General features: G+C 68.5%; 19 protein-coding genes. 10 read left to right on the top strand and 9 right to left on the bottom strand.

All coding sequences use genetic code 11. From position 1 onward, the window contains the following. The first annotated feature begins 23 nt into the window (after positions 1-23). On the top strand, positions 24-1,535 hold the full coding sequence (locus ACWEIJ_RS41235; RefSeq protein WP_449842736.1) for a carotenoid oxygenase family protein: 1,512 nt from the start codon (positions 24-26) through the stop codon (positions 1,533-1,535). Here the strand turns inward: ACWEIJ_RS41235 and ACWEIJ_RS41230 are convergent. Together ACWEIJ_RS41230 and ACWEIJ_RS41225 are read right to left on the bottom strand one after the other, a co-directional pair. Beyond that, positions 1,489-1,827 carry a hypothetical protein gene (locus tag ACWEIJ_RS41230; protein ID WP_449842808.1) on the bottom strand — a complete coding sequence of 113 codons (339 nt, stop codon included), beginning with the start codon at positions 1,825-1,827 and terminating at the stop codon, positions 1,489-1,491. The two genes, ACWEIJ_RS41235 and ACWEIJ_RS41230, sit on opposite strands and share 47 nt — an antisense overlap. 327 nt (positions 1,828-2,154) lie before the next feature. Further along, a complete protein-coding gene (locus tag ACWEIJ_RS41225) occupies positions 2,155-2,862 on the bottom strand; it encodes an SDR family oxidoreductase (protein WP_449842735.1) in 708 nt (235 codons plus the stop codon). 89 nt (positions 2,863-2,951) lie between these two features. Here ACWEIJ_RS41225 and ACWEIJ_RS41220 point away from each other — a divergent pair, with 89 nt between their 5' ends. Next, positions 2,952-3,674, top strand: coding sequence for a sugar isomerase domain-containing protein (locus ACWEIJ_RS41220; RefSeq protein WP_449842734.1), 723 nt, complete (start codon positions 2,952-2,954; stop codon positions 3,672-3,674). Positions 3,675-4,223: 549 nt separating this feature from the next. Further along, the gene (locus tag ACWEIJ_RS41215) at positions 4,224-5,117 is read left to right on the top strand and encodes an alpha/beta hydrolase family protein (protein WP_449842733.1); all 894 of its coding nucleotides are present in this window, start codon (positions 4,224-4,226) and stop codon (positions 5,115-5,117) included. A gap of 96 nt (positions 5,118-5,213) precedes the next feature. Here ACWEIJ_RS41215 and ACWEIJ_RS41210 read toward each other — a convergent pair whose 3' ends face one another. The 4 genes from ACWEIJ_RS41210 to ACWEIJ_RS41195 form a co-directional block, all read right to left on the bottom strand. After that, positions 5,214-6,938, bottom strand: coding sequence for a family 43 glycosylhydrolase (locus ACWEIJ_RS41210; RefSeq protein WP_449842732.1), 1,725 nt, complete (start codon positions 6,936-6,938; stop codon positions 5,214-5,216). 4 nt (positions 6,939-6,942) lie between these two features. Next, on the bottom strand, positions 6,943-8,262 hold the full coding sequence (locus ACWEIJ_RS41205; RefSeq protein WP_449842731.1) for a right-handed parallel beta-helix repeat-containing protein: 1,320 nt from the start codon (positions 8,260-8,262) through the stop codon (positions 6,943-6,945). Positions 8,263-8,429: 167 nt separating this feature from the next. After that, on the bottom strand, positions 8,430-9,272 hold the full coding sequence (locus ACWEIJ_RS41200) for a glycoside hydrolase family 16 protein (protein WP_449842730.1): 843 nt from the start codon (positions 9,270-9,272) through the stop codon (positions 8,430-8,432). A gap of 109 nt (positions 9,273-9,381) precedes the next feature. Beyond that, complete coding sequence (locus ACWEIJ_RS41195; RefSeq protein ID WP_449842729.1) at positions 9,382-9,978, bottom strand: TetR/AcrR family transcriptional regulator; 597 nt, start codon at positions 9,976-9,978, stop codon at positions 9,382-9,384. A 140-nt stretch (positions 9,979-10,118) separates the two neighbouring features. Between ACWEIJ_RS41195 and ACWEIJ_RS41190 the strand changes: the two genes are divergently transcribed. The 6 genes from ACWEIJ_RS41190 to ACWEIJ_RS41165 all read left to right on the top strand — a co-directional run bounded on the left by ACWEIJ_RS41190 (position 10,119) and on the right by ACWEIJ_RS41165 (position 16,217). Next, positions 10,119-10,937: an SDR family NAD(P)-dependent oxidoreductase gene (locus ACWEIJ_RS41190; RefSeq protein ID WP_449842728.1), complete on the top strand. Its 819-nt coding sequence runs from the start codon at positions 10,119-10,121 to the stop codon at positions 10,935-10,937. 150 nt (positions 10,938-11,087) lie between these two features. Next, entirely contained in the window at positions 11,088-11,732 is a 645-nt protein-coding gene (locus ACWEIJ_RS41185) for a TetR/AcrR family transcriptional regulator (protein ID WP_449842727.1), read from the top strand. After that, the gene (locus ACWEIJ_RS41180; protein WP_449842726.1) at positions 11,725-12,591 is read left to right on the top strand and encodes a crotonase/enoyl-CoA hydratase family protein; all 867 of its coding nucleotides are present in this window, start codon (positions 11,725-11,727) and stop codon (positions 12,589-12,591) included. The genes ACWEIJ_RS41185 and ACWEIJ_RS41180 overlap by 8 nt, the downstream gene beginning before the upstream one ends. A 182-nt stretch (positions 12,592-12,773) precedes the next feature. Beyond that, a complete protein-coding gene (locus ACWEIJ_RS41175) occupies positions 12,774-14,096 on the top strand; it encodes a helix-turn-helix domain-containing protein (RefSeq protein WP_449842725.1) in 1,323 nt (440 codons plus the stop codon). A 491-nt stretch (positions 14,097-14,587) separates the two neighbouring features. Further along, positions 14,588-15,448: a S1 family peptidase gene (locus tag ACWEIJ_RS41170; protein ID WP_449842724.1), complete on the top strand. Its 861-nt coding sequence runs from the start codon at positions 14,588-14,590 to the stop codon at positions 15,446-15,448. 217 nt (positions 15,449-15,665) lie between these two features. Then, positions 15,666-16,217, top strand: coding sequence for a cellulose binding domain-containing protein (locus ACWEIJ_RS41165; protein ID WP_449842723.1), 552 nt, complete (start codon positions 15,666-15,668; stop codon positions 16,215-16,217). A gap of 59 nt (positions 16,218-16,276) precedes the next feature. Here ACWEIJ_RS41165 and ACWEIJ_RS41160 read toward each other — a convergent pair whose 3' ends face one another. Both ACWEIJ_RS41160 and ACWEIJ_RS41155 read right to left on the bottom strand, forming a co-directional pair. Continuing rightward, a complete protein-coding gene (locus ACWEIJ_RS41160; RefSeq protein ID WP_449842722.1) occupies positions 16,277-17,188 on the bottom strand; it encodes a PucR family transcriptional regulator in 912 nt (303 codons plus the stop codon). Positions 17,189-17,452: 264 nt separating this feature from the next. Continuing rightward, entirely contained in the window at positions 17,453-18,994 is a 1,542-nt protein-coding gene (locus ACWEIJ_RS41155; protein WP_449842721.1) for a histidine phosphatase family protein, read from the bottom strand. Positions 18,995-19,320: 326 nt separating this feature from the next. Between ACWEIJ_RS41155 and ACWEIJ_RS41150 the strand changes: the two genes are divergently transcribed. Next, positions 19,321-20,943 carry a right-handed parallel beta-helix repeat-containing protein gene (locus ACWEIJ_RS41150; RefSeq protein ID WP_449842720.1) on the top strand — a complete coding sequence of 541 codons (1,623 nt, stop codon included), beginning with the start codon at positions 19,321-19,323 and terminating at the stop codon, positions 20,941-20,943. A gap of 284 nt (positions 20,944-21,227) precedes the next feature. Here the strand turns inward: ACWEIJ_RS41150 and ACWEIJ_RS41145 are convergent. Further along, positions 21,228-21,398 (bottom strand): exo-rhamnogalacturonan lyase family protein (locus tag ACWEIJ_RS41145; protein ID WP_449842807.1); only part of this gene is annotated, 171 nt, incomplete at its 5' end.

The following is a 21,398-nucleotide window of genomic DNA, read 5'->3' as shown; positions in this document are numbered from 1 at the left end:
CCGGCAACCACATGGAGACTTCCGTGCCCCCGAACCCCATGACCGTCGTTCCCCACCAGAACGGACTGACCGGCGCTGGAGTCGGCTGGTCCACGGACAACAAGTTCCTCAACGGTCCCTTCGCACCGTGGACGGAGGAGAACGAGGCCTACGACCTGGAGGTGGTGGGAGAGATACCGGCCGACCTCGCGGGCGCGCTGTTCCGGGTCTCGTCCAACCCCCGCTTCCAGCCCCGCGACACCGACCGCTACCACTGGTGGGAGGGCGACGGCATGGTGTGCGGCATCTACCTCCGCGAGGGCAGGGCCGCCTACCGCACCCGCTGGGTCGAGACGGACTCGATGAAGGTCGAGGTCGAGGCCGGAGAAGCGATCTACAGCGGCTTCGTCAACGGCGGCACACCCGGCCGGCTCCCCGAAGGTGCTCCACCTGCCAAGAACCTCGCCAACATCAACGCCGGCATCTTCGACGACCACCTGATCGTCTACTTCGAGGGCGGACTGCCGCACGCGCTGGACCCCGAGACCCTGCGCACCCTCGACACGTACGACTTCCACGGCGGCATCGACGTCCTGTGCACCGGCCACTACAAGATCGACCCGGACAGCGGCGACATGCTGTTCTTCGCCGCCACCGGAGCGACGATCACCTGGTACCGCGCCGACGTGAACACCGCCCGGATCATCGACTCGCACTCCTTCGACATCGGCGTGCCGGTCCTCATGCACGACTTCGCGGTGAGCAACACCTACGCCATCTTCTTCGTCACACCCGCCCAGTTCCGTCTCGACCTGGTGGCCCAGAGCCAGCCGGGTGTGGTCTGGGACGAGAACTCCCTCGAACACGGCGTACAGATCGTCCTGATGAACCGCCACACCCACGAGGTCACCTGGCACGCGGTGGGTGGTCACTGGGCGAACACCCACTTCTTCAACGCCTACGAGCAGGAGGGCGCGCTGATCATCGATGGACACCGCATATCTCGGCTCGGCAACCCCGTCGGTCGCCTCGCCACACCGCTGGGCTCCCACGAGTGGTTCCCTCCAGCCCAGCCACACCGGTGGCGGGTCGACCTGGTAACCGGAGACGCCACGGAGGAGATGGTCAGTGACATCTTCGGCGAGTTTCCCAAGATCAACGACGCGTACACGGGCCGGCCGCACCGCTACGGCTACTTCGTCACGACGCGCGGGCTCGCCGACGACACCATGTCCGACGGACTGGCCCGCCACGACTACCTGCTCGACCGCACCGTCGTCGTCGAGGGACCAGACGGCCTGACCAGCCCGAGCGAGCCGGTTTTCGTCGCCCGGGAGAACGCACGCAGCGAGGACGACGGCTACCTGCTCTCCCTGTGGTGGAACCGCACCACCAACCTCAGCGAACTACTCATCCACGATGCTGCCGACCTGCACCACCTCCCGCTGGCCCGAGTCAAGCTCCCCAGCCGGGTGCCCTTCGGCTTCCACGGCAGCTGGGCCGACCACCTCACCCTGGACCGAGCCATCGCGGCCCGCCACGGCGACGGAAGGTAGGGACCCGACAAACACCAGCAGCGGGGACTTGGCCCACACCCGAAGCCGATGTGCGGTCCCGCGTTGACTCAGCGGCGCGGGACCGCCCTGCTGCGGCCACTGCACGGACGCGGTGTGGAAAAAGGGGCTGGTGCCGGGCTCGCAAGGGTGCTGCCGCGGCGAGGGGTCGGTGGGTACGGTGCTCGTTGTAGTGCCACTCGTACTCACGCAGCGCGCGCCGAAGATGGGCCTCGTTCCAGATCAGCGTGCGGCCCAAGAGCTCGCCGCGCAGCGTCTTGACCCAGCGTTCCATGATCGCGTTCATGCGGGGCACCCTGACGCCGGTCAGGAGCGTCGCGATCCCTGCGTCGCTGAGGATCTCGTCGATCAATGCGGAGTACTTGCCGTCACGATCACGGATGAGAAACCTGACTCGTGCGAGGTTACCGGCGTCTTCGAGGTCCATCAGGAGATTCCGGACGGGCGAAGCCACGCCGTCGACCTTCCCAACCAGTGGTGGACCGAGCTCCGAACCACGATCGAGGTGGTCACGGCGACACCGACCTACCGGATCCAGCAGCACCCGGAAACGGCGAGGTACATGGCGAGCTCCACATCGGACAGCAGCGCATCGAACGGTTCAGCGGTATGCGTCCTGACCGACCGGGCGGATGAGGATCTCGTTGACGTCCACTGTGGCCGGTTGGCTGACCGCGTAGAGGACCGCGCGGGCGATGTCGGCGGAGTCGAGTTTGGGGTCGTGGGACCGCTCGGGCGGGATACCACCGGTGTCGACCAGGCCGGGCTGGATCAAGGTCACGCGGACACCGGTCCCGACGCATTCGGCACGGATGGACTGAGCCAGGCCGGTGACGGCCCACTTGGTGGCCGAGTAGAGGTTGCCCGGCCGCACGCCGCGGCCCGCGGCCGAGCCGGTCAGCACGAGGTGACCGCCGGAGGCGACCAGTGCCGGGAGGGCGGCACGGGCGGTCAGCGCGGGGCCGTACACATTGGCGAGCACCATGTCTCGCCACTGGTCCGGCGGCGCGCCGTGGGTGCCGAGGAAGGAGGTGACGACGCTGGCACCGGCGTTTGCGAAGACCACGTCCAGTCGGCCCCACGTGTCCTGCACCCTGGTGATGAGCCCGCTGAGCTGTTCCCAGTCGGTGACGTCACAGGAGATCGGCAACGTCCTGTCAGGACTGTCCAGCTGCGCTGCGAGGTCGGCCAGGCGGAGTTGGTCGCGTGCGACGAGGACCAGGCGGTAGCCGGATTCCGCGGCGAGCCGGGCGGTGGCGGCTCCGATGCCTCTGGAGGCTCCGGTGATCAGGAACACGGGATCGTTCACAGAAGTGAGACTAGTCAAAGCAGTGCAAGTTGGTCTAGACCATATCTGGCAGGCTACTGCCCCACCGCCACCTCAGCAAGGAGTACCCCGTGGACTCTCCCGATTTCGGCGCGGCGATGCGCGAGCATCTCCGCCTGGTCGAAGACCGCAACGCCGCCGCGCTCGACACTGTGGCCGAGCGACTCCTCGGTGTCGTCCGCGCCGGCCGACTGGTGCACACCGCGGCCGCAGGCCACAGCATGGCCGCAGTGCTGGAGACCTTCTACCGCGCCGGCGGCCTGGCCTGCGTGCGTCCGTTGTTCCATCCCGGCTTGCTGCCCTTGCACGGCGCTCAGGCCAGCACCCAACTGGAACGAGTCCCCGGCCTGGCCGCGACACTGGCCGCGCAGAACCGGGTTCAGCGCGGTGACGTCGGGGTGATCTTCTCCAACTCAGGCGTGAACGCCTTTCCTGTCGAGATCGCGGATGAACTCAAGCGACGCGGCGCCTACGTCGTCGCGGTCACCTCCCGGCCCCACATGGACCAGGCCCCGAAGCGATCCTTCGCCAAACTCGGCGAACTGGCTGACGTTCTGCTGGACACCGCCGTCCCGCCCGGCGACGCCGTGGTCCCCACCCCCAGCGGAGCCACCGGGGCGCTGTCCAGCCTCTGTTCCGTCTACCTCTGGAACCTTCTCCTGGTTCGCCTGACCACACTCGCCGCAGCCGCCGACGTATCCGTCCCTCTCTGGCAAAGCTCCAACCTGCCCGGCGGGGACACCGCCAACGAACAGCACCTCGATCACTACCGAGCACACGTGCCGGCGCTTTAGCGAACAGGCCGACACGTGCTGGTGACCAAGGTCGACGACACCTTGGTCACCGGCGAGTACCCGCGAGACAGCTGATCGCGGCTGCCGGCGGGCGCAAGGCGCACGGACAACGCCAATACGAGTTGGCGCCGGAGCCGAATCCGGATCGGCCGACAGGCCACGCACAGGCACAGTTCGACTGACGTTGCCGACCGGTCTGGTTCACGCCGAACCGCCGCGGCTGGCACCTCACCGATTCCTGCAATCCCGCCATTGGTACCGTCGTTCGAGTCAGTGAACCTTGCGTTGCCACGCCATGTTTTGCGCGCACTTCGAGTGGTGAGGCCGCCCTCGATCGATCATCGCGCCGCATTCGAATGCGAACGCAGTCGAACTGATGCTACCTGGCGCTTAGCGCACTAGAATCACAGGTAAGCGCTTTCCACGCGTGCTCGTCGATCCGCGGGCCGGTTCGGGTGAATCTGCCCGTCTCTTGTGGATCGACCATCCTTCACAGGCGGCCGCCACCGTTCTCTCGTGGTCCACACATTCCCCTGCAAGGAGCTCATCATGTCACTGCAACGACGTGCCTTCCTGAAGCTGAGCGCGGCCGCCGCCGCAGCCGCGGGAAGCGCGACCCTGCTCGGCACGGGGCACGCTCTGGCCGCACCCGCCAACCCGCTGGCCACGGCACCGACCACGCCGTTCGCGGTCGGCGTGCGACGCTACGACTGGACTCGCGGCAGCCGCCCGTGCACCACCTACGTCTACTACCCCGCCACCGGCGCGGCCGGCGGCAACCCGATGACGAACGCCCCGGTCGCGGCCGGCGTTTTCCCCATCTACAACTTCACCCACGGCTGGGGCAGCAGCCCGCAGAACTCCCTGTTCATCATCAAAGCGCTGGCCGCCGCGGGCTTCGTCGTCCCGGCACCGCACTTCAACCACAACTTCAACGACGTCAACAACGGCAACACCTCCAAGGACGTCTCGCAGATCCTCACCAACACTCTCGCCCTCAACACGAACGGCCCACTGGCCGGGCACATCAACACCGGCATCGGCGTCGGCGTCTCGGGTCACTCGCTGGGCGGCATGGTCACCCACGGCCTGCTGACCTCGTGGCCGGACAAGCGGATCATCTCCGCCAATCCGCAGTCGTGCGTCGACATGGGCAACCCGTCGAGCTCCGTCAACGCCAAGGTCCTGTTCGTCCACGGCGACAAGGACTCGACCACGAGCTACTCCTCCGCCCGGCAGGCCTACAACGAGATCAAGTGGCCCAAGGCCTTCCTCACCTTCATCGGCGGCAGCCACACCAGCTTCTGGAGCGACAGCCGCTTCCCGAAGACCGTCGTCGACTGGGCCCGCTGGACCATGTACGGCGACACCGCCGCGCGCAACCGGCTCCCTTCCGACGCCTCCGGCTCGAAGATCAAGTGGGAAGCCCAGCTGGGCGGCTGAACATCAACCAGACATGTTGATGTGGGGAGCTGCCCTGAACCTGAACGTTCCGGGAAGCTCCCCCGTCACCATTCTTTCCTGAGTGGACTGTGAGCCTCAGGCCGTGCGGACGAGCGAGAGGGCGTCCGCGTACAGATAACCGTTGCCGCTCGCTGCACGGATGGTGACCGTGACGGTTCCCGCGGCCAGCGGAATGTTCGCGAGCTCGCGCCGCGTCCAGCCGCTCGACGCCGGGACGTTCAGCGTCCGCGAGCCACCGGCGGAGTCGGTGACCGTCACCTGGGCAGCGCTGAGCGATCCGGACGTCTTGGCGGACAAGGCGAGCTTGTACGTGCCCGCCGCAACGGTGACCTGCTGCCGCACGCCGCCGGCGTACGACGAGGAAGCGCCGATCTGCAGGCCGAAGCGGCTGCCGTTCGCACCACCGTTGACGTTGGTCACGATGCTGCTCGGGCCCGACTCGCGGAAGTTCGTCCACCCCGTCAGCGTGGACACGATGACCCGGTCGGCCTGGAAGTCCGGGTTCAGCACGTAGTTGTTCTGCGGCCCGACTCGCCACTCCCCGGTGGTCGCGTTGAACTGCCACTGGCTCACCGAGTGGAACTGGGGCCGGGCACCGGACTTCGTCACCGGCATCCACTGGTTGTAGCCGATTCCGTTCCAGGCGAAGTCGGACCAGCGGTCACCGGCGAAGATCACGGTGTTCTGCTTGGTGCCCTGGACCGTCACGAAGAACCCGGTCTGGGTCACGTGGCTGTAGTCCATCTCGGTGCCGGGGAGCGTGTACTCGCTGGAGTAGCCGCTCTGGATGCTGCCGGACTCCACGACGTGGGTGACGGAGCTGTTCCAGCCGTGCAGGTCCGACGCCGCGTGGTAGTACCGGCCGCCGAGTTTGAACATCGCGTTGCCCTCACGGCCCGTGGAGCTCGAGCTGATCTCGATGGCGGGCTCGATTCGCAGCGAGTCCGACTCCCGGAACTTGGCCACGAACGCGTGTCCCCTGCCCTTGCGGTTGGAGAAGACCAGGTAGTCCTTGCCGTTGTCGTCGGTGAACACGGTCTGGTCACCGGTGCCGGTCGTCGGCGAGTTGGTGATCTGGGTCTGGAAGTAGCCGTAGTCGAACGAGTCGGTCGGCGAATCTCCTTGCAGCAGCAGAACTCCGTCCGCGCCGTCGACGAAGGCCTGCACGGCGAGCACGTACTTGCCGGTGTTCTCGTTGTAGGTGACGCCGAGCCGTCCGACCCAGCCGGAGGAGGCCAGGGTGGCGCCGTTCTGGATCTTGGTCGAGCGCGTGGCGACGTTGTTCTCGAACTTCCAGTTCACCAGGTCCTTCGACGAGTAGACCGGGATGGACACGAAGCTGACGTTGCCGTCGAACTTCTTCGTCGGGTTCGCCCGGTACAGCTCCGCGCCGGTGTAGTGCACGCCGTACCAGTAGTAGGTGTCACCGAACTTGAAGACACCACCGCCCTGTGAGTAGATCGGGTTGCCGTTCGTGTCGTTCCAGAAGGTGTCGTTCGTGATGGTCTGGAACGTGCCTTCGTCCGCGGCCTTCAGCTCACCTGCCGTCTTCATCAACGCCGTCTTCGCGGCGGCGATCTGCGACGTGCTCGCCGTCCGGTCACCTGCCACTTTCGACGCGGTGGTCAGCGCCTGGGCGAACGGCGCCCACGACTCGTCGGTGTACTTGGCCCGCGTCCGCGTCTGGTAGTCCGCGACCAGGTCCGCGAATCCGTGCTCCACCGGTCCCGCCACGGCCGGCAGCGGGGTCAGGGTCGCCGCCACCGCGGCCGCGGCGACGAACAGCTTCCAACACCTCACGTCGTCACCTTCCATCGCTCTCGAAGGCGCCGAGATCCGGCGCTCTCCCGCTGAAGGGCAGGCCGACCGGCGTGCCCTTGTCGATCAACGCACTGGTCGCGGCGAGGTGGAGGTGCGGCAGCGCGGGCAGGCTGCCGTCGGCCTGCCGCGGCGCGTCCCACCCGGACGTCGACACGCTGCGGAACTGCGCGTCCGACAAGGAGACGCCGAGGTTCCAGGAGTTGTTCGACGCCGTCGTGCCGGTCATGTTCGACAGCAACGTGCCGGTGTACGCGATGTTGTTGCGCAGGGTGCCCTTGCCGGTCGCGGCACCGCTCGAGGTGATGCCCAGCATGTCGAAGTCGGGACGGTTGCCGTAGCCGGTGTTGTTGAAGTAGTCGTTGGCCACCGGGTGGTGGTTGGAGTAGAACCCCGCGGCCTTGTTGTTGAACGCCACGGAGAAGCGGACCGTGTGCTTGACCGCTCCCGCGTCGTACTTGTTGCCGAAGCCGCCCATCTTGAACCCGGCTCCGTTGCCCGCCGGGGTCGTCATCCCCGGCACGAACCCGTTGCGCCACGACCACGAGTTCTCGATCAGCACCGACGCGTAGGTGTGGATGAGGTCGAACCCGTCGTCGGAGTTCTGCCAGGCCCGGCAGCCGCGGAACACGTTCGACGGGCTCCCGGCCGGTGAGTAGTGCGAACCGAATCCGTCACCGCTCTCGCCCGCGCCGTTGGAGCTGCGCGAGTCGTAGTTGTCGTGCGAGTCCGAGTTGAGGACGAGGTTGCCGCTGCCGCCACTGATGAACAGGCCCGGTCCCATGTGGTGGTGGGTGTTGAGGAGTTCGAAGACGCTGTTGCTGCCGGAGATCCAGATGCCCCACGACTCGTGGTTGAGGTTGTTGTTCTGCGGGACGCCGGTGACCTCCAGCCCTTTGAGGTGGAGATAGCTGCCGGTGACGTCGAAACCCTTGATGCGGCAGTCCTCCTTCATGCCGGAGAAGTCGAAGACCGGCTTCTCCTCCGGCTGTGCCCAGTACCGGATGGGGTTGCCCGAGGTGCCGCTCTTGGTCAGGGTGATCGCGTCGACCCTGCCCGTCTGGCCCGAACAGGCGCTGGTCGCGCGGGTGTAGGCGTACCTGCCGCCGCGGAAGTAGATCGTGTCGCCCGCCTTGGCCGCGGTCTGCGCACGGGCGATCGTGGCCCACGGCGCGGCCTGGGTGCCGGCCGCGCCGTCGTTGCCGTTCGGGGCGACGTAGTAGACGTTTCCGGCCGCGGTGGCCGGACCGGCGGTCAGGACGAACGGACTCGCCGCGATCATCGCGACCGCGAGGGAGCGGATCATGTGGATCGTCTTCTTGCGAATCGATGCCTTTGCGGACAGATGCACTGTTCCTCCTGGTGCAGGGTCAGGGCGGCATGTTCTACGGCACCAACGACCGAGGGTGAGCACGGACAGCTCCTCCCGCCTCGCGATCGACGCCTTCTGCAGCGAGAGCCGCGGTCAGGCCGCTACCTGCGGTAGGCGCGGAAGTAGTCGACGACGAACTCCTTGGGCCGCGGGTCATTGGGGTCGACGTCGCCGGTCCAGCCCGCGTTCTCGTAGATGCCCAGCAGGAATCCGGACGCGTAGGCCGGCGACTGGTTCACCGTTCTGGTCAGCTTGTTGTCGACGTAGAGCTTGATCTGGGTGGGCGTCCACTCCAGCGCGTAGATGTGCATCCCGCCCGCGACGTCGAAGCCCACCCCGACGGACTGGGTGTTCTGCTGGATGTTCGGGTCGTTCCACTTGAACAGGTTGAAGTTGAAGTTCCGGGGAGTTCGTCCCGGGTGCTCCATCACGTCGATCTCCGCGCTCTGCTGCGGAGTGTCCTGCCTGCCGACCGTCCAGAACGCGGCGTGCAGGCCGCTGCGGGCCGACGTCCTCGCGCGGATCTCGAAGTAGCCGTACTTGGGCGCGTACTTCCAGATCGTCGGGATCGTGTGGTCCTGCGGCGAGGTCTTGTGCAGGCCGGTGCGCTGTCCTGTCTGGATGCTCGAGACCTTCATCTTGTCGCCGCTCGCGTAGTAGGTCGGCTGGTCGTCGTCGATGCGCAGGACGAGGGCGTTGTTGCGGAACCCGTATCGCGCCCGTGAACGCCACTCCGGTGTGCGCGACTCCAGGTAGTTCGTGATCCACAAGCTCTGGTCGAGGGAGCCGTTGAACTCGTCGTGGCGGTCGAGCACCCAACCCGGCTTCTGCAGCGGGTTCGGGGGAACGTCCGCCGCCTGGGCCGCGGGTGCGCCGGTGGCGAGGGTGGCGGCCACCAGTGGCCAGACGGCGGCGAACCTGGCGAAGCGCCGGGCTTTTCTCATGGCTTCCAGCTCCTCAACACGCGCTGCGGGGTGAAGATCACCGTAGGAGCGCAAGGGGTTCGGAGCAGCCTTCCGCGTGAGACCGTCAAGAACTGTCAAAGACCTCGGGTCAGGCCTCGAGCGGCGTGATGGCGTTCATGGCCTCGTCCACCAGCTCGCCGAGAGGCCGCTCGTTGTCCTCGGCGACCCACTCCGCCTGCGCAGACTCGAGGCCGGCCAGCGCCGCACCGGCGAGCGCGACCGCGGCGATCCTCGCCGTGCCGCCGGACTTCTCCAGGCGACGCTGGAGCACGTCGGCGAGCACAGCCGCCCAGTGCGCGTGCTTCTGCAGATGGCTCGCGTGCAACGCCGGGGTGTTCAGCATCATGCGGGTCAGCAGCAACGACTCCGGCCGGGCGCTCAGGGCCTCCACCAGGCCGTCGAAGGACCGGCGCAGCGCGTACCACGGCGTTTCCGCGGCGGGACGTGCCTCCAGCTCCGCGGCGATCTGCTGACCCATCTCGACGAACCACTGGCCGAGCACGTCCTCCTTGCCGGAGAAGTACCGGTGGAAGCTGCGCCGCGACAGGCCTGTCGCGGCCGCGATCTGCTCGACCGTCGTCGCCTCGAAACCCTGCTCCACGAACAGCTTCACGGCAGTCCGCCCCAGCTGTTGACGCACCGCGTTGCGGGTGCGCTCCCGGAGTCCCACCTTCGGCTCGTCCATGGACTGAGGTTACCTCAGCTGTCACGAGAGGCCTGAATATTCCCATGAAGCCAAACTTGACACAGTGAGACACGTTAGGCGTAAGGTGAAGCGGTCACAACACCTCCGGCCTCCCCGCCGGACCCCAGAAGGGATCCACCATGTCCAAGACGTGGTTCATCACCGGTGCCTCCCGCGGTTTCGGCCGTGCCTGGACCACCGCGGCACTGAAGCGCGGCGATCGCGTCGCCGCCACCGCCCGCGACACGAGCACGCTGGCAGAGCTGGCCGGCCGCTTCGGCGACGCGCTGTTGCCGATCGAGCTGAACGTCGACGACCGAGCGGCGGGCATGGCGGCGGTCCGCGCCGCCCACCGGCACTTCGGCCGCCTCGACGTGGTCGTCAACAACGCGGGCTACGGCCACTTCGGCACCGTGGAGGAGCTGACCGAGGACGAGGTCCGCGCCCAGATGGAGACGAACTTCTTCGGCGCGGTGTGGATCACCCAGGCCGCACTGCCGTTGCTGCGCGAGCAGGGCGGCGGGCACATCGTGCAGGTGTCCAGCATCGGTGGCGTGCTGGCGTTCCCCAGCCTCGGCGTCTACAACGCCTCCAAGTGGGCACTGGAAGGGCTCACCGAGGCGCTGGCCCAGGAGGTCGCCGCGTTCGGCATCAAGACCACTCTCATCGAGCCGTCCGGCTTCGCGACCGAGTGGGCCACAGCCTCCGCGGCTCATTCCGAGCCCCACCCCGCGTACCAGTTCTTGCGGGACGCGCGGCAGGACTGGGGAACAGCCCCCACGGCGCAGGACAGCGTCGAGGCCCTGTTCGCGGCCGTCGACGCGGAGGAGCCGCCCACCCGGCTGCTCCTCGCGTCGCGCGGCTACGACCTGGTGCTCGCCGTGCACGAACAGCGCCTGGCGACCTGGCGCGCGTGGGAGAAGGTCAGTCGTTCGGCCGATCCCGGGCAGGCCGCCTGATCGAGAGGGGCACGAGGTCGGACCGCGAGAACAACGGCGTGCTGCGGCACCTCCTGGCGGATCGGCGGTCGGCCTGGTGTCCACTGTGGAGGGATTCGCGAGGCAGCCAGAGCCTTGACAGTCAGGGCTGACTGCGAAACTCTCCACAGCATGTCGTCGGACGAGGAGACACCGGGAGTGCGCGCGGCGCAGCGCGAGGCGACCCGGCGGCGGATCGTGCAGGTGGCGGTCGACCTGCTGGTCGACCGCGGCCTGGCGGCCACGACGACCGCCGAGGTGCAGCGGGCCGGCGGCTTCAGCCGTGGGGCGTTGCTGCACCACTTCCCGACGCGCGAGGCGTTGCTCGGTGCCACGATCCGTTCGCTGATGGAGCGCAACGAGGCGGCGGTGCGCGAGGCGGAGCGCGAGGTGCCCGCCGGCCTCGACCGGATCGGCCGCGCGATCCGGGTGTTGTGCGCCTCGACGGTGCGCCCCGCGTTCATCGCGGAACTGGAGCTGTGGGCGGCGGCACGCACGGATGCCGCACTGCGCAAGGTGTTGCGGGCGGAGGAGAAGCGGGCGCGCGTGGAGCTGCACCGGGTCGTCGGCGAGGTCTTCGGCGCGGACCTGGTGGCGTCCGCGCACTACGGACTGGTGGCGTCGCTGACCGTGCAGTTCCTGCGCGGCCTCGCGATCTCCGAGGTGCTGCGCGGCGAGCGGCGCGGCACCGAACGCCTGATCGCGGACTGGACGGCGGTGGTGCGGGCGATCCTGAACGGCCGCTCGCTGGAAGCGGAAGGAGCTGCGGATGAGTGACGTCGTCCGGTACGAGGTGCGCGACCGCAAGGCCTACCTCACGCTGAACCGGCCCGACCGGCTGAACGCGATCACCGCGGAGGTGGCGAGGCGGCTGCACGAGCTGGTCGACCGGGCGAACGAGGACCCGGCTGTGAGAGTGATCGTGCTGCAGGGCGCGGGACGCTCGTTCAGCTCCGGCTACGACCTCAAGCAGTACGCCGAGGACGGCGATCTCACGCAGCCGCCCGTGTGGGATCCCGTCCAGGACTACCGGATGATGAAGCGCAACACCGACGACTTCTTCAGCCTGTGGCGCTCACTGAAGCCGACCATCGCCAAGGTGCACGGCCACGCGGTGGCGGGCGGCAGCGACATCGCGTTGTCCTGCGACCTGGTGGTGATGGCGCGGGACGCCCGGATCGGTTACATGCCCGCGAGGGTGTGGGGCTGCCCGACCACCGCGATGTGGGTCTACCGGCTCGGCGCCGAGCGGGCCAAGCGGATGCTGCTCACCGGGGACACGATCGACGGCACCACCGCGGCGGCGTGGGGTCTCGTGCTGCAGGCGGTCCCGGCCACCGAGCTCGACCGCACGGTGGAGGAACTGGCGGACCGCATCGCCGGTGTCCCGGTCAACCAGCTGGTCATGCAGAAGCTGATGATCAACCAGGCGTACGACAACATGGGTCTGCACGGCACCCAGATTCTCGCGACCCTCTTCGACGGCATCACCCGGCACTCCCCGGAAGGTCGCTGGTTCCAGGAGTTCGCCGCACAGCACGGTTTTCCCGCCGCGGTGGCGTGGCGTGACTCCGGCAGGCCCATCCCCGACGGCGGTGGCCCCGTCCCCACAGCCGCCGATCTCGGCGAACGGTGAGCCCGCTTCGACAATCGGAAGAACTGTCGAATTCGATTCGAAAATGTCAGCGGTAACACCGCCAAGCCGTTCAGACTGCTGACAGCGTCACCATTTACCGTTAACGTTCACCGAGCCGGGCGCGATTTGGCTGCCTTCCGCGTCCGGCGCCGAAACTGATGAGTGCGCGGGGGTGCCGGACAATGACGACGGCGTCGGCCGGTGAAGAATTCGGGTTGCAGCTGCGCCGCCTGCGGGAGCAGGTGGGGCTCACCCAGGTCCAGCTGGCTGCCCGCCTCGGCTACCACCACACCTACGTCTCGAAGATCGAGAGCGGCGCCCGCGAGCCGCGCATCTCGTTCGCGAGCAAGGCGGACGACGTGCTGGCCGCGGGCGGCACGCTGCTCGCCCTGGCCACGAAGATCCGCGCCCGGATGCGCGCGGACCTCTGCGTCGCGACCGGAACCACCGCGATTCCGCTGCCCCGCGCACCGCACGGCGGCGAGCCGCCGCGGCCGTGCCAGGCGAGGCAGGTACAGCTGCCGATGTTCGGCATCACCTGCCCGTCGCACGGCGACTCCGGTTGCGCGGCACCGGTGCCCACCGGGATCGCGGACGTGCCCGGCGTCGACGGTCGCACCGTGGGAACCGAGACGCTGCACGGGTTCGCGGCGCTGCTCACGACCTACGTCGAGGCCGATATCAGCACGAGCGGCGGTGACCTCGCGCTGCCCGCCGAGCAGGCGTTGCGCTCGCTCATGACCGTGGTGCCGAAGGCGCGCGGCGACCAGGCGGACGGCCTGCTGCAGCTGGCCGCGCGGTACGCCGACCTGGCCGGCTGGCTGCGCGTGAAGCGGGGGCAGCACGGCATCGCCATGACGTGGCTGCAGCGCAGCGTGGAGTGGGCGCTCGCCTCCGACGGCCTGCCGACCGCGTGCGAGGCGCTGAGCAGCATGAGCGTGATCGCGCTGATCGAAGGCGACGGCCCGACGGCGCTCGAGTACGCCCAGGCGGCCGCCTCGGTGGACAGGAGCCGGCGGTGGACCGCCGTGCAGGCGAAACTCGACCAGGCACGCGCGCACGCGCTGCTTGGCGACTACCGCGCGTTCACCTCCCTGGCGGACGCCGCCCAGCGCGGCGCCGAGCGGCTCAGCGCCCGCGACCGGATCGAGGCGCCGTGGCTGACCGGCGCGGAGGGCGAGACCTTCATCGCCTCGCACCTGGCCGGTGGCCTGCGGGACCTGGCGGAGACCACCGGCCTGCCGGAGATGGCCGACCGCGCGGTGGCGTTCGCGGAGACCTCGCTGCTCAACGTGCCCTCGCGGATGCACGGCAGCAGGCTGCTGCTGACCTTGCGCCTCGCCGACAGCGAGGCGTGCCGCGGAGATCTGGACGCCGCCGTGAACATCGCTCGGCCGATCATGCCCGCGGTGACGGCCGCGCTCAACACGCAGCTCAGCCACGAGCTCAGCCGGCTGCACCTGCGGCTCGGCGCTCGTTTCGGCGAGCTCTTTGACAGTCTTTGATCTCTCCACTTCGCCTGAGCCAGCGTGACCGCCGGGAAATTATCTTCTTCTTACTGGCCGACACCCGTTTCCGGAATTCGACGAGATCCTCTGGTCGTTCGTCGGAGAAGAATTCGCCGTGCGTTCGCAGAGGCGCACCACCAGAGGGGTTTCCGTGATCGCAAGATCTCGCGTGCTCACCGCCACGGTGGGCACACGCGATCACCGGCCCGCGGACCGCGCTCGCCGACACGGAGGCGAAGCCCTTCGCCGGCGCCGCCGACGTCACCTTCAGCGGCACCACGAAGGACATCAGCCACGGCGAGGCGATCCGCGAGGGGGCTCGGCCTGCTGAGACGCCTTTGACAGTTCTTGACCAGGGCGTGCGGAAACGATCACGAGATGGATCCGCAACCTATGGTTCTGCCACTCGCAACCCTGCCGTCTGCTGGGCCCGGCCCCTGCCCCGGCCCAGCGGACGTTTCCCTCACTTCCTGGAGGAAGGGATGGCAATGAAGAAGTCAGTCACGCGGCTCGTCACCACCGGTGTGGCCGCTGCCGGATTGATCGCCGCCGTGGCCGTGCAGGCCCCGCAGGCCATGGCCGCGTCCGGCGTCTCGGCTCTCGCCCTCGAGGCCACCGCCGACCTCGACGCCACCGCCCGCGTTCCCGGCACCGCCTGGTCGACCGCCCCGGCCAGTGGCCGCGTGGTGGTCTCCGTGGACGACACGGTCACCGCACCGCAGCTCGGCCTGATCCAGCAGGTCGCCGCCCGCCACGGGGAGACGGTCGAGGTGCGGCGCACGCCGGGCACCCTGCGCCCGTTCATCAGCGGCGGTGAGGCGATCCAGACGAGCGGAGCCGGCTGCTCGCTCGGCTTCAACGTGAAGGACGCCTCGGGCAAGGACTTCTTCCTCACTGCGGGCCACTGCACCAACATCGGCTCCGCGTGGTCGGCGAGCGGCCGCTACATCGGTCCGCGCACCGGCAGCAGCTTCCCCGGCAACGACTACGGCATCGTCCGGTACGACTCCTCGATCGCCCGCAGCGGCGCGGTCGGCTCGCAGGACATCACCAAGGCGGCCAACCCTTCCGTCGGCGCGCGTGCGTGCCGCCGTGGCGCCACCACCGGCATCCACTGCGGCACGGTCACCGGCGTCAACGCCACGGTGAACTACGCCGCGGGCTCGGTCCACGGCATGATCAAGACCAACATCTGCGCCGAGCCGGGCGACAGCGGCGGCCCGCTGTACTCCGGCAGCACCGCGTACGGCCTCACCTCAGGTGGCAGCGGCAACTGCCGGTCCGGTGGCGAGACGTTCTTCCAGCCGGTTGTCGAGGCCCTGAACCGCTACCAGGTCCACGTTTACTAGGCGCACCAGATCCAAAGCCGGGCACGTGGCCGTACCGCGCGCCCGGCGTTTCCCGCGCTGAGGTCTGTCCGTTGTGGACATCGGTGGCGGCGACGACCGCCGAGCACCAGGAGCTCGCTCCCGGCCAGGCCCGGTGCAGCACCCAGGCCGTGCCGAGCGGACCGCCGGCGTCCAAACGCCCGTGGATCAGCACAGCGGAATCCCGTGCAGCCGTCCGATGCCGCGTGGCGCAAGGAAGTTCCGCGCGACATACATGACGGCCGCACCGTACTGCTGTCGGACGGCAGCCGGATCGTCATCGACGGGCTGGCCGCGATCGAGGACGCACCGCACGACCCCGCGTTCGGCGCCGCCGAGGCCACCGCGTCGAGGGCAGGCCTGGACCTCTGGGGCCCACCGTGCCTGGGCAACGCGAAGGGCGCCCGCTCTCCGACTCCTCCGACCACGCCCCCGCCGCCGCGCACCCGCTCCAACGTACGGGTGCACCGTCACGTACCGTGTCGCCAAGCGGTGGCAGGGCGGTTTCCACGCCGAGATCACCATCGCCAACACGGGGAACACCGACATCGTCCGCTGGACGCTGCACTGGGCCTTCGCCCGCGGGGAAACCGTGACGGAGACGTGGAACACCATGATCGAGCAGTCCGGTGCGGACGTGAAGGCCAGCGACGTCGCCGCCTCCGCCACCATCCGCGCGGGCAGCTCGCAGTGGCTGAGGTTCAACGCCACCCAGAGCCAGGAGAGCCCGGCCCGAAGACGTTCACGCTGAACGGCTGGCGGTGCGAAGTCAGGACCCTGTGACGACTCGGCCCGGACCTGCCCGCGAGGTCACGCCACCGCGTCGGCGATGAGCGCCGCGCTCAGCAGCTGACTGCCGCGGCTGCTGACGGGGTCACACCCGGTCATCTTGGTGATTCGCTGCAGGCGGTAGTCCATCGTGCTGCGGTGAATGAACAGATCGCGCGCCGCCTGGTTGCGGTTGAAGTCCGTGCGGACGAGCGCCACGAGCGTCTCCCACAGCGCCTGGTTCTCCCGCAGCGGCCGGACGACCTCCGCCAGCCGGGCCGCCACGGAGTCGTTCCTGGTGATCGCGTGTTCCACCAGCACGTCGGTCATGCCGTACACGCCGAACGGCCGGCATCCCGCGACGACGAGGTGCAGCACGTCGGAGACTTCCGCGTAGGCGCCGGCCAGTTCGGTCACCTTGCCTCTGGCCGTGGCGACCCAGCTCGCGCCATCGGCCAGCCGGGCGGTGATGCGGTCCAACAGCGCGCTGTCACCGCCAGGCACCAGCAGCACGAGTCCGCCGGCCTTCCTGGTGAACATCACTCCGTGACCTTCGAAGTCCCGGCCGACCTCGGCCGGCCGGTCAGCGGCCGACCGCGCCGCTGTCACCACGTAGGTCGGCGAAAGCCGTTCGAGCACGTCGGACGGCACGTGCCTGCCGTCGATCAGGTCGGCAGCGAGATCTCCGGACGGCGCGGCGACGGTGCGGCTGAGCCCCTCCATGAAGTCCTCGAGCAGTTGTCCGCTCGCCCGTGCGAGCCGTGCCAGTTCAGGATCGTCCGCCGCGGCCTCACGCAACAGCTCGGCCAGCCCGGCCGGCCGTGCGCCCGCCCACCGCTCACCTGCCTCGCGCACCTTCGCGCGGAACTCGGCGATGCGGCGCTCCTGCTCGCCGGCGACGCGCAGAGTCCGTGCGTCGACCTGCTCTTCCCACCTGGTCGCGGGGTTTGCCATGACCACTCCTAGCAAAGGACGTTCACGCCTTCAGGGCAAGATCGAGACATCGCCAAGCTAGGTTGGGAACGTTCACAGCGTCAATTCATCGACTTCAAATACTGTGGACGTTCGGTCGATCACGGTTCGGTCGGGACGGTTCGCGGCCAGTTGAGACGATGGATGGTTCGGTCAGTGGCACACCGTTCCATCAGTGGAACCGCATGTCGGCGCCGTGAGGCTGTGGCCGGAACGCCCGGATCTCGCGGCGCGCGCTGTCAGGCGTCAGCGCGAAGCGGCCAACCGGCGGCGAAACATCCGCACGAAGATGTGCTCGTCGAGCACGAGTGCGGCGAAGAAGACGGTGGCGGTGAGCGCGGGCAGCAGCTTCACGAGAGCTCCTGCCCGCGCCACCAATGGCGCGGCGACCGTCAGCCACAGGAACACGTTCGGCGTGCCCTGCGTGACGTAGAGGTGACGGCGCGACTCGAGCACCCCGACGAGGAGCCGCGGCACCGCGAACGCAGCCACGACCAGGGCCGCCTCGACCATGCCGAAGGGCATCAGCGCCGAGGGCAGCTCCGTCGCCGGGGTGAGCGCGTACCCGGTGATCCCGGCGAGCGGGACGAGCGCCGCCGAGCCGAGCCAGTTCCAGTTCGTGGTGAGCCGGCCGGCCGTGATCGGGTCGCGTCGCCGCAGCCGCTGCGCGACCAGCGTCGGCACCGTCACGGCGGAGAGCAGCACGATCGCGGAAGCGGCCAGCAGACCGCGCGGCAGCGGGTCGTGATGGGCTGCCGCGACCACCAGCAGCACCACCGGTGTGACCAGCGACGCGGTCAGCGTGTGGCGCACGCTGGCGTGGAAGTCGCCGCCCCACAACAGCGCGAGCACCGGGGCCAGCGTGGCCGGTGGCACCAGCAGCGCGAGGCCGAGCAGCAGCAACGGCACGCTGTCCGTCGTGAGCAGCAGCGCCGCTCCGGCAGCGGACTTGAGCAACGTGCCCGCCGCGAGCCGGCCGAGGCCGTGGGTGACCCGCAGCATCTTCGGCTGCAGTCTCAGCATGCCGAAGAACGTGCTGCACATCAGCAACGTCGTGATCGCGACGGACAGCACCGGTGCGGGCAGCGGAGTGCGCAGCACCAGCTGGAGGAACGCGCCGAGCGCGCACGCGGCCGCGAGCAGCACGGGCAGCCGGATCTCGACGTGCTCACCCAGGTCGTTGATCTTCGCCGTGACCGCCGGCGCGGTCGCGATCCGGCGGAGGTCCTCCTCCGACAGCGGGCGGGCGTTGGGGATCTTCAGGTCGCGGTAGTCGTGCAGGTCGGCGAGCACCACCGCGAACATCTCGACCACGTACTTGTGCGTGACGACGAGAACCTGCCGACCGGCCAGCGACGACGGCAGCAGCACCTCCAGGTAGTAGCGGCGCACGCGATCCCTGAGCTCCTCCCAGCTCTCCCCTCCCGGCGGCGTGCCGGTGGTCGAGTGGAAGAACTCGGTGTAACCGCGGAACCCGACCGCCTTCTTGACCAGACTCTTGTTCGCGGCCGTGAACACGCCGAAGTCGCGCTCGTCCAGCGCGTGCGTCGCCACCCTGGTACCCGGCTCGTGACCGAGGTGCCCGGTCACGATGCTCGCCGTCCGCCGCGCCCGGTCCAATGTGGACGTGTGCACCTCGTCGAACCGAATGCCCAGCGCCGCCACGGCGTTGCCGGCCTGGTGGGCCTGCCGGACGCCGAGGTCGGTCAGCGGCGTGTTCTGCCTGCCCGCGAACCGGTTCTGCTCGTTCGCCTCGGACTCGCCGTGCCGCACGAAGTAGATGGCCATGAGTCCAGTGAAGACAGTCGGCATCGGCCGACGCCATCCGCGTTCCGCCCGAAGAACTTCCGGCATTCGTGCGACGAGATCCGCGTCACACGACCACTGCGCGTGGGTGGTCGGCGCCGGCCTGACGCCACGCTGCACGCTCGCGGAGGCAGCGCCCTCGACGTCTTCGGGTTCGGCACGCTCACGTTCACCGAATGTGGCGAAGATCCTTTTGGCCCACCAACTTCGACTCGAATCGACCACGGAGCTCCTGGACGGCCCGCGACCCGCCTTCGTAGCCTCGGTTCATGCGGCGATCAGAATGGTTCACGAGATGCGCAGCGATCGTGATCGCACTCACCGCGATCGCGTCGCAGGCGGCCCACGCCGAGCCAGGCCCACAGGCCGGCACCACCTACTACGTCAACTCCCAGAACGGCGACGACACGGCGTCCGGACTGGACAGCGGTCACGCGTGGCGCTCCTTCTCCCGCGTGAACGGCACGACCTTCCAACCTGGTGACCGGATCCTGCTGAGCGCGGGCAGTCACTGGACAGGTCAGCTCTGGCCCAAGGGCTCCGGCACGGCCTCTCGGCCCATCACGATCGACCGGTACGGCAGCGGCGCGGCCCCGCGCGTCGACGGTGCCGGACAGGTAGCCGACGCGGTGCGCCTGGCCAACCAGCAGTTCTGGACCATCCGCGGCCTGGAGGTGACCAACCAGGCCGCGGCCACCGGCACGCCGGGGCAGAACCTGAAGGGCCTGCGCGGCATCCACGTCACCGGCGACAGGGGCGGGAAGCTGGAGGGTTTCGTCATCGACGGCGTGCGCGTGCACGACGTGACCGGCGAGGTGAACTGGATCAGCGGCGACACCGCGGGCGACAAGCCCGGTATCAGGTTCAGGATGGGCTGGGACCGTTCCAAGAGGACGGGCGGGATCGTCTTCGACACCGGCGTGCCGAATCCGCAGGCGCCTCCGGCCACGCCGACCACGTTGAACGGCATCACGGTGCAGAACTCGGTGATCACGAACACCTCGTTCGCGGGCATCGTCGTCAAGCAGTACACCGGCGACGCCCCCGGCGCGGTCGCCACCGGCTGGGGCACCAGGACCAGGCCGGACGACGCGCAGTTCGCCCCGCACACCAACGTCGTCATCCGCGGTAACCACATCAGCCACCCGAACACCGACTACGGCTGCAACGGCATCTACCTCACCGACGTCCGGCACGCGCTGATAGAACACAACGTCGTGAACCGCGCTGGCACGTCCGGCATCGAGACCTACTTCGCCGACGACGTGACGATCCAGCTCAACGAAGTGTCCGAGACCAGGCAGCGCGCGGGTGGCGCGGACTCCAACGGCATCGACCCGGACAAGGGCACCACCCGTCAGGTCGTGCAGTACAACTACACGCACGACAACGGTGACGGCATCCTCCTGTGCCAGTTCGCTTTCGGTGACGTCGTGGTGCGCTACAACGTGATCGCCCGCAACACCCGCTACCAGGTCTACCTGCACTCGGACCCGGCATCGCGCGCCTCGGTGTACAACAACACGATCTACAACACTCGCAGCGACTACGCGATCTACGGCTACGGCAAGAGCCTGCAGTCGACCTACGACATCACCAACAACATCATTTACTCGACAGTGGCGCACGCGGCACTCACCACCGGCTCCACCGTCCGGTACCGCAACAACCTCTACGGCGGCGCCACCCTGCCGATCCCCGCTGACGACACCAGCGCCGTCAAGGGTGACCCGAGGTTCACCGCCACACCCGGTCAGGGCACCGGCACCCCGGAGTCGGGGCCGCGGCTCGACCTCGCCGACTCGCTCAAGCCGCGCGCCGGCTCACCGGCGATCGGTGCCGGAGCGCGGATCGACGATCCCGGCGCGCGCGACTTCGCCGGAACCCCGCTGTACCAGGGCAAGCCCGACATCGGCGCGTTCGAGTCGTGAACGCGCGTGGCTGGTCAGGAGGTGCGGACCAGCGAGAGGGCGTAGACGTAAGGTAGCCGTTGCCGCTCGACGCCGGGACGTTCAGCGCCAGCGAGCCACCGGCGGAGTCGGTGACGGCCACCTGGGCCGCGGTGAGCACGTAATTGCTCTCGGCCCGATCCGCGTCTCGCGAAAGCGTCAGAACGTGTCAACGACGCGCAGTCGATGCTGTCGAACCGTTCGGCAGCAAGGAGATCCAGCCGTGCACCGCCGCGGGCTCCCGACGAGCCCGCGGCGGCACCACGTCAGCCCGGCATCCTGTCCCCCACGAGGGCGAGGCACTGGATCGCCGCGAGTCCGTATTGGGCGGTCGCGTTCGTCGACACCCAGGTCGCCTCGTCGACCGGGTTCAGCACGGCGGGACCGGTGACCCTGGTGCTGCGCCACGGACTGCTCGCCGGGTAGCCCGCCTCACC

The sequence above is a fragment of the Lentzea sp. NPDC004789 genome (assembly GCF_053601075.1).
This window is presented reverse-complemented; position numbering and strand designations above follow the sequence as displayed.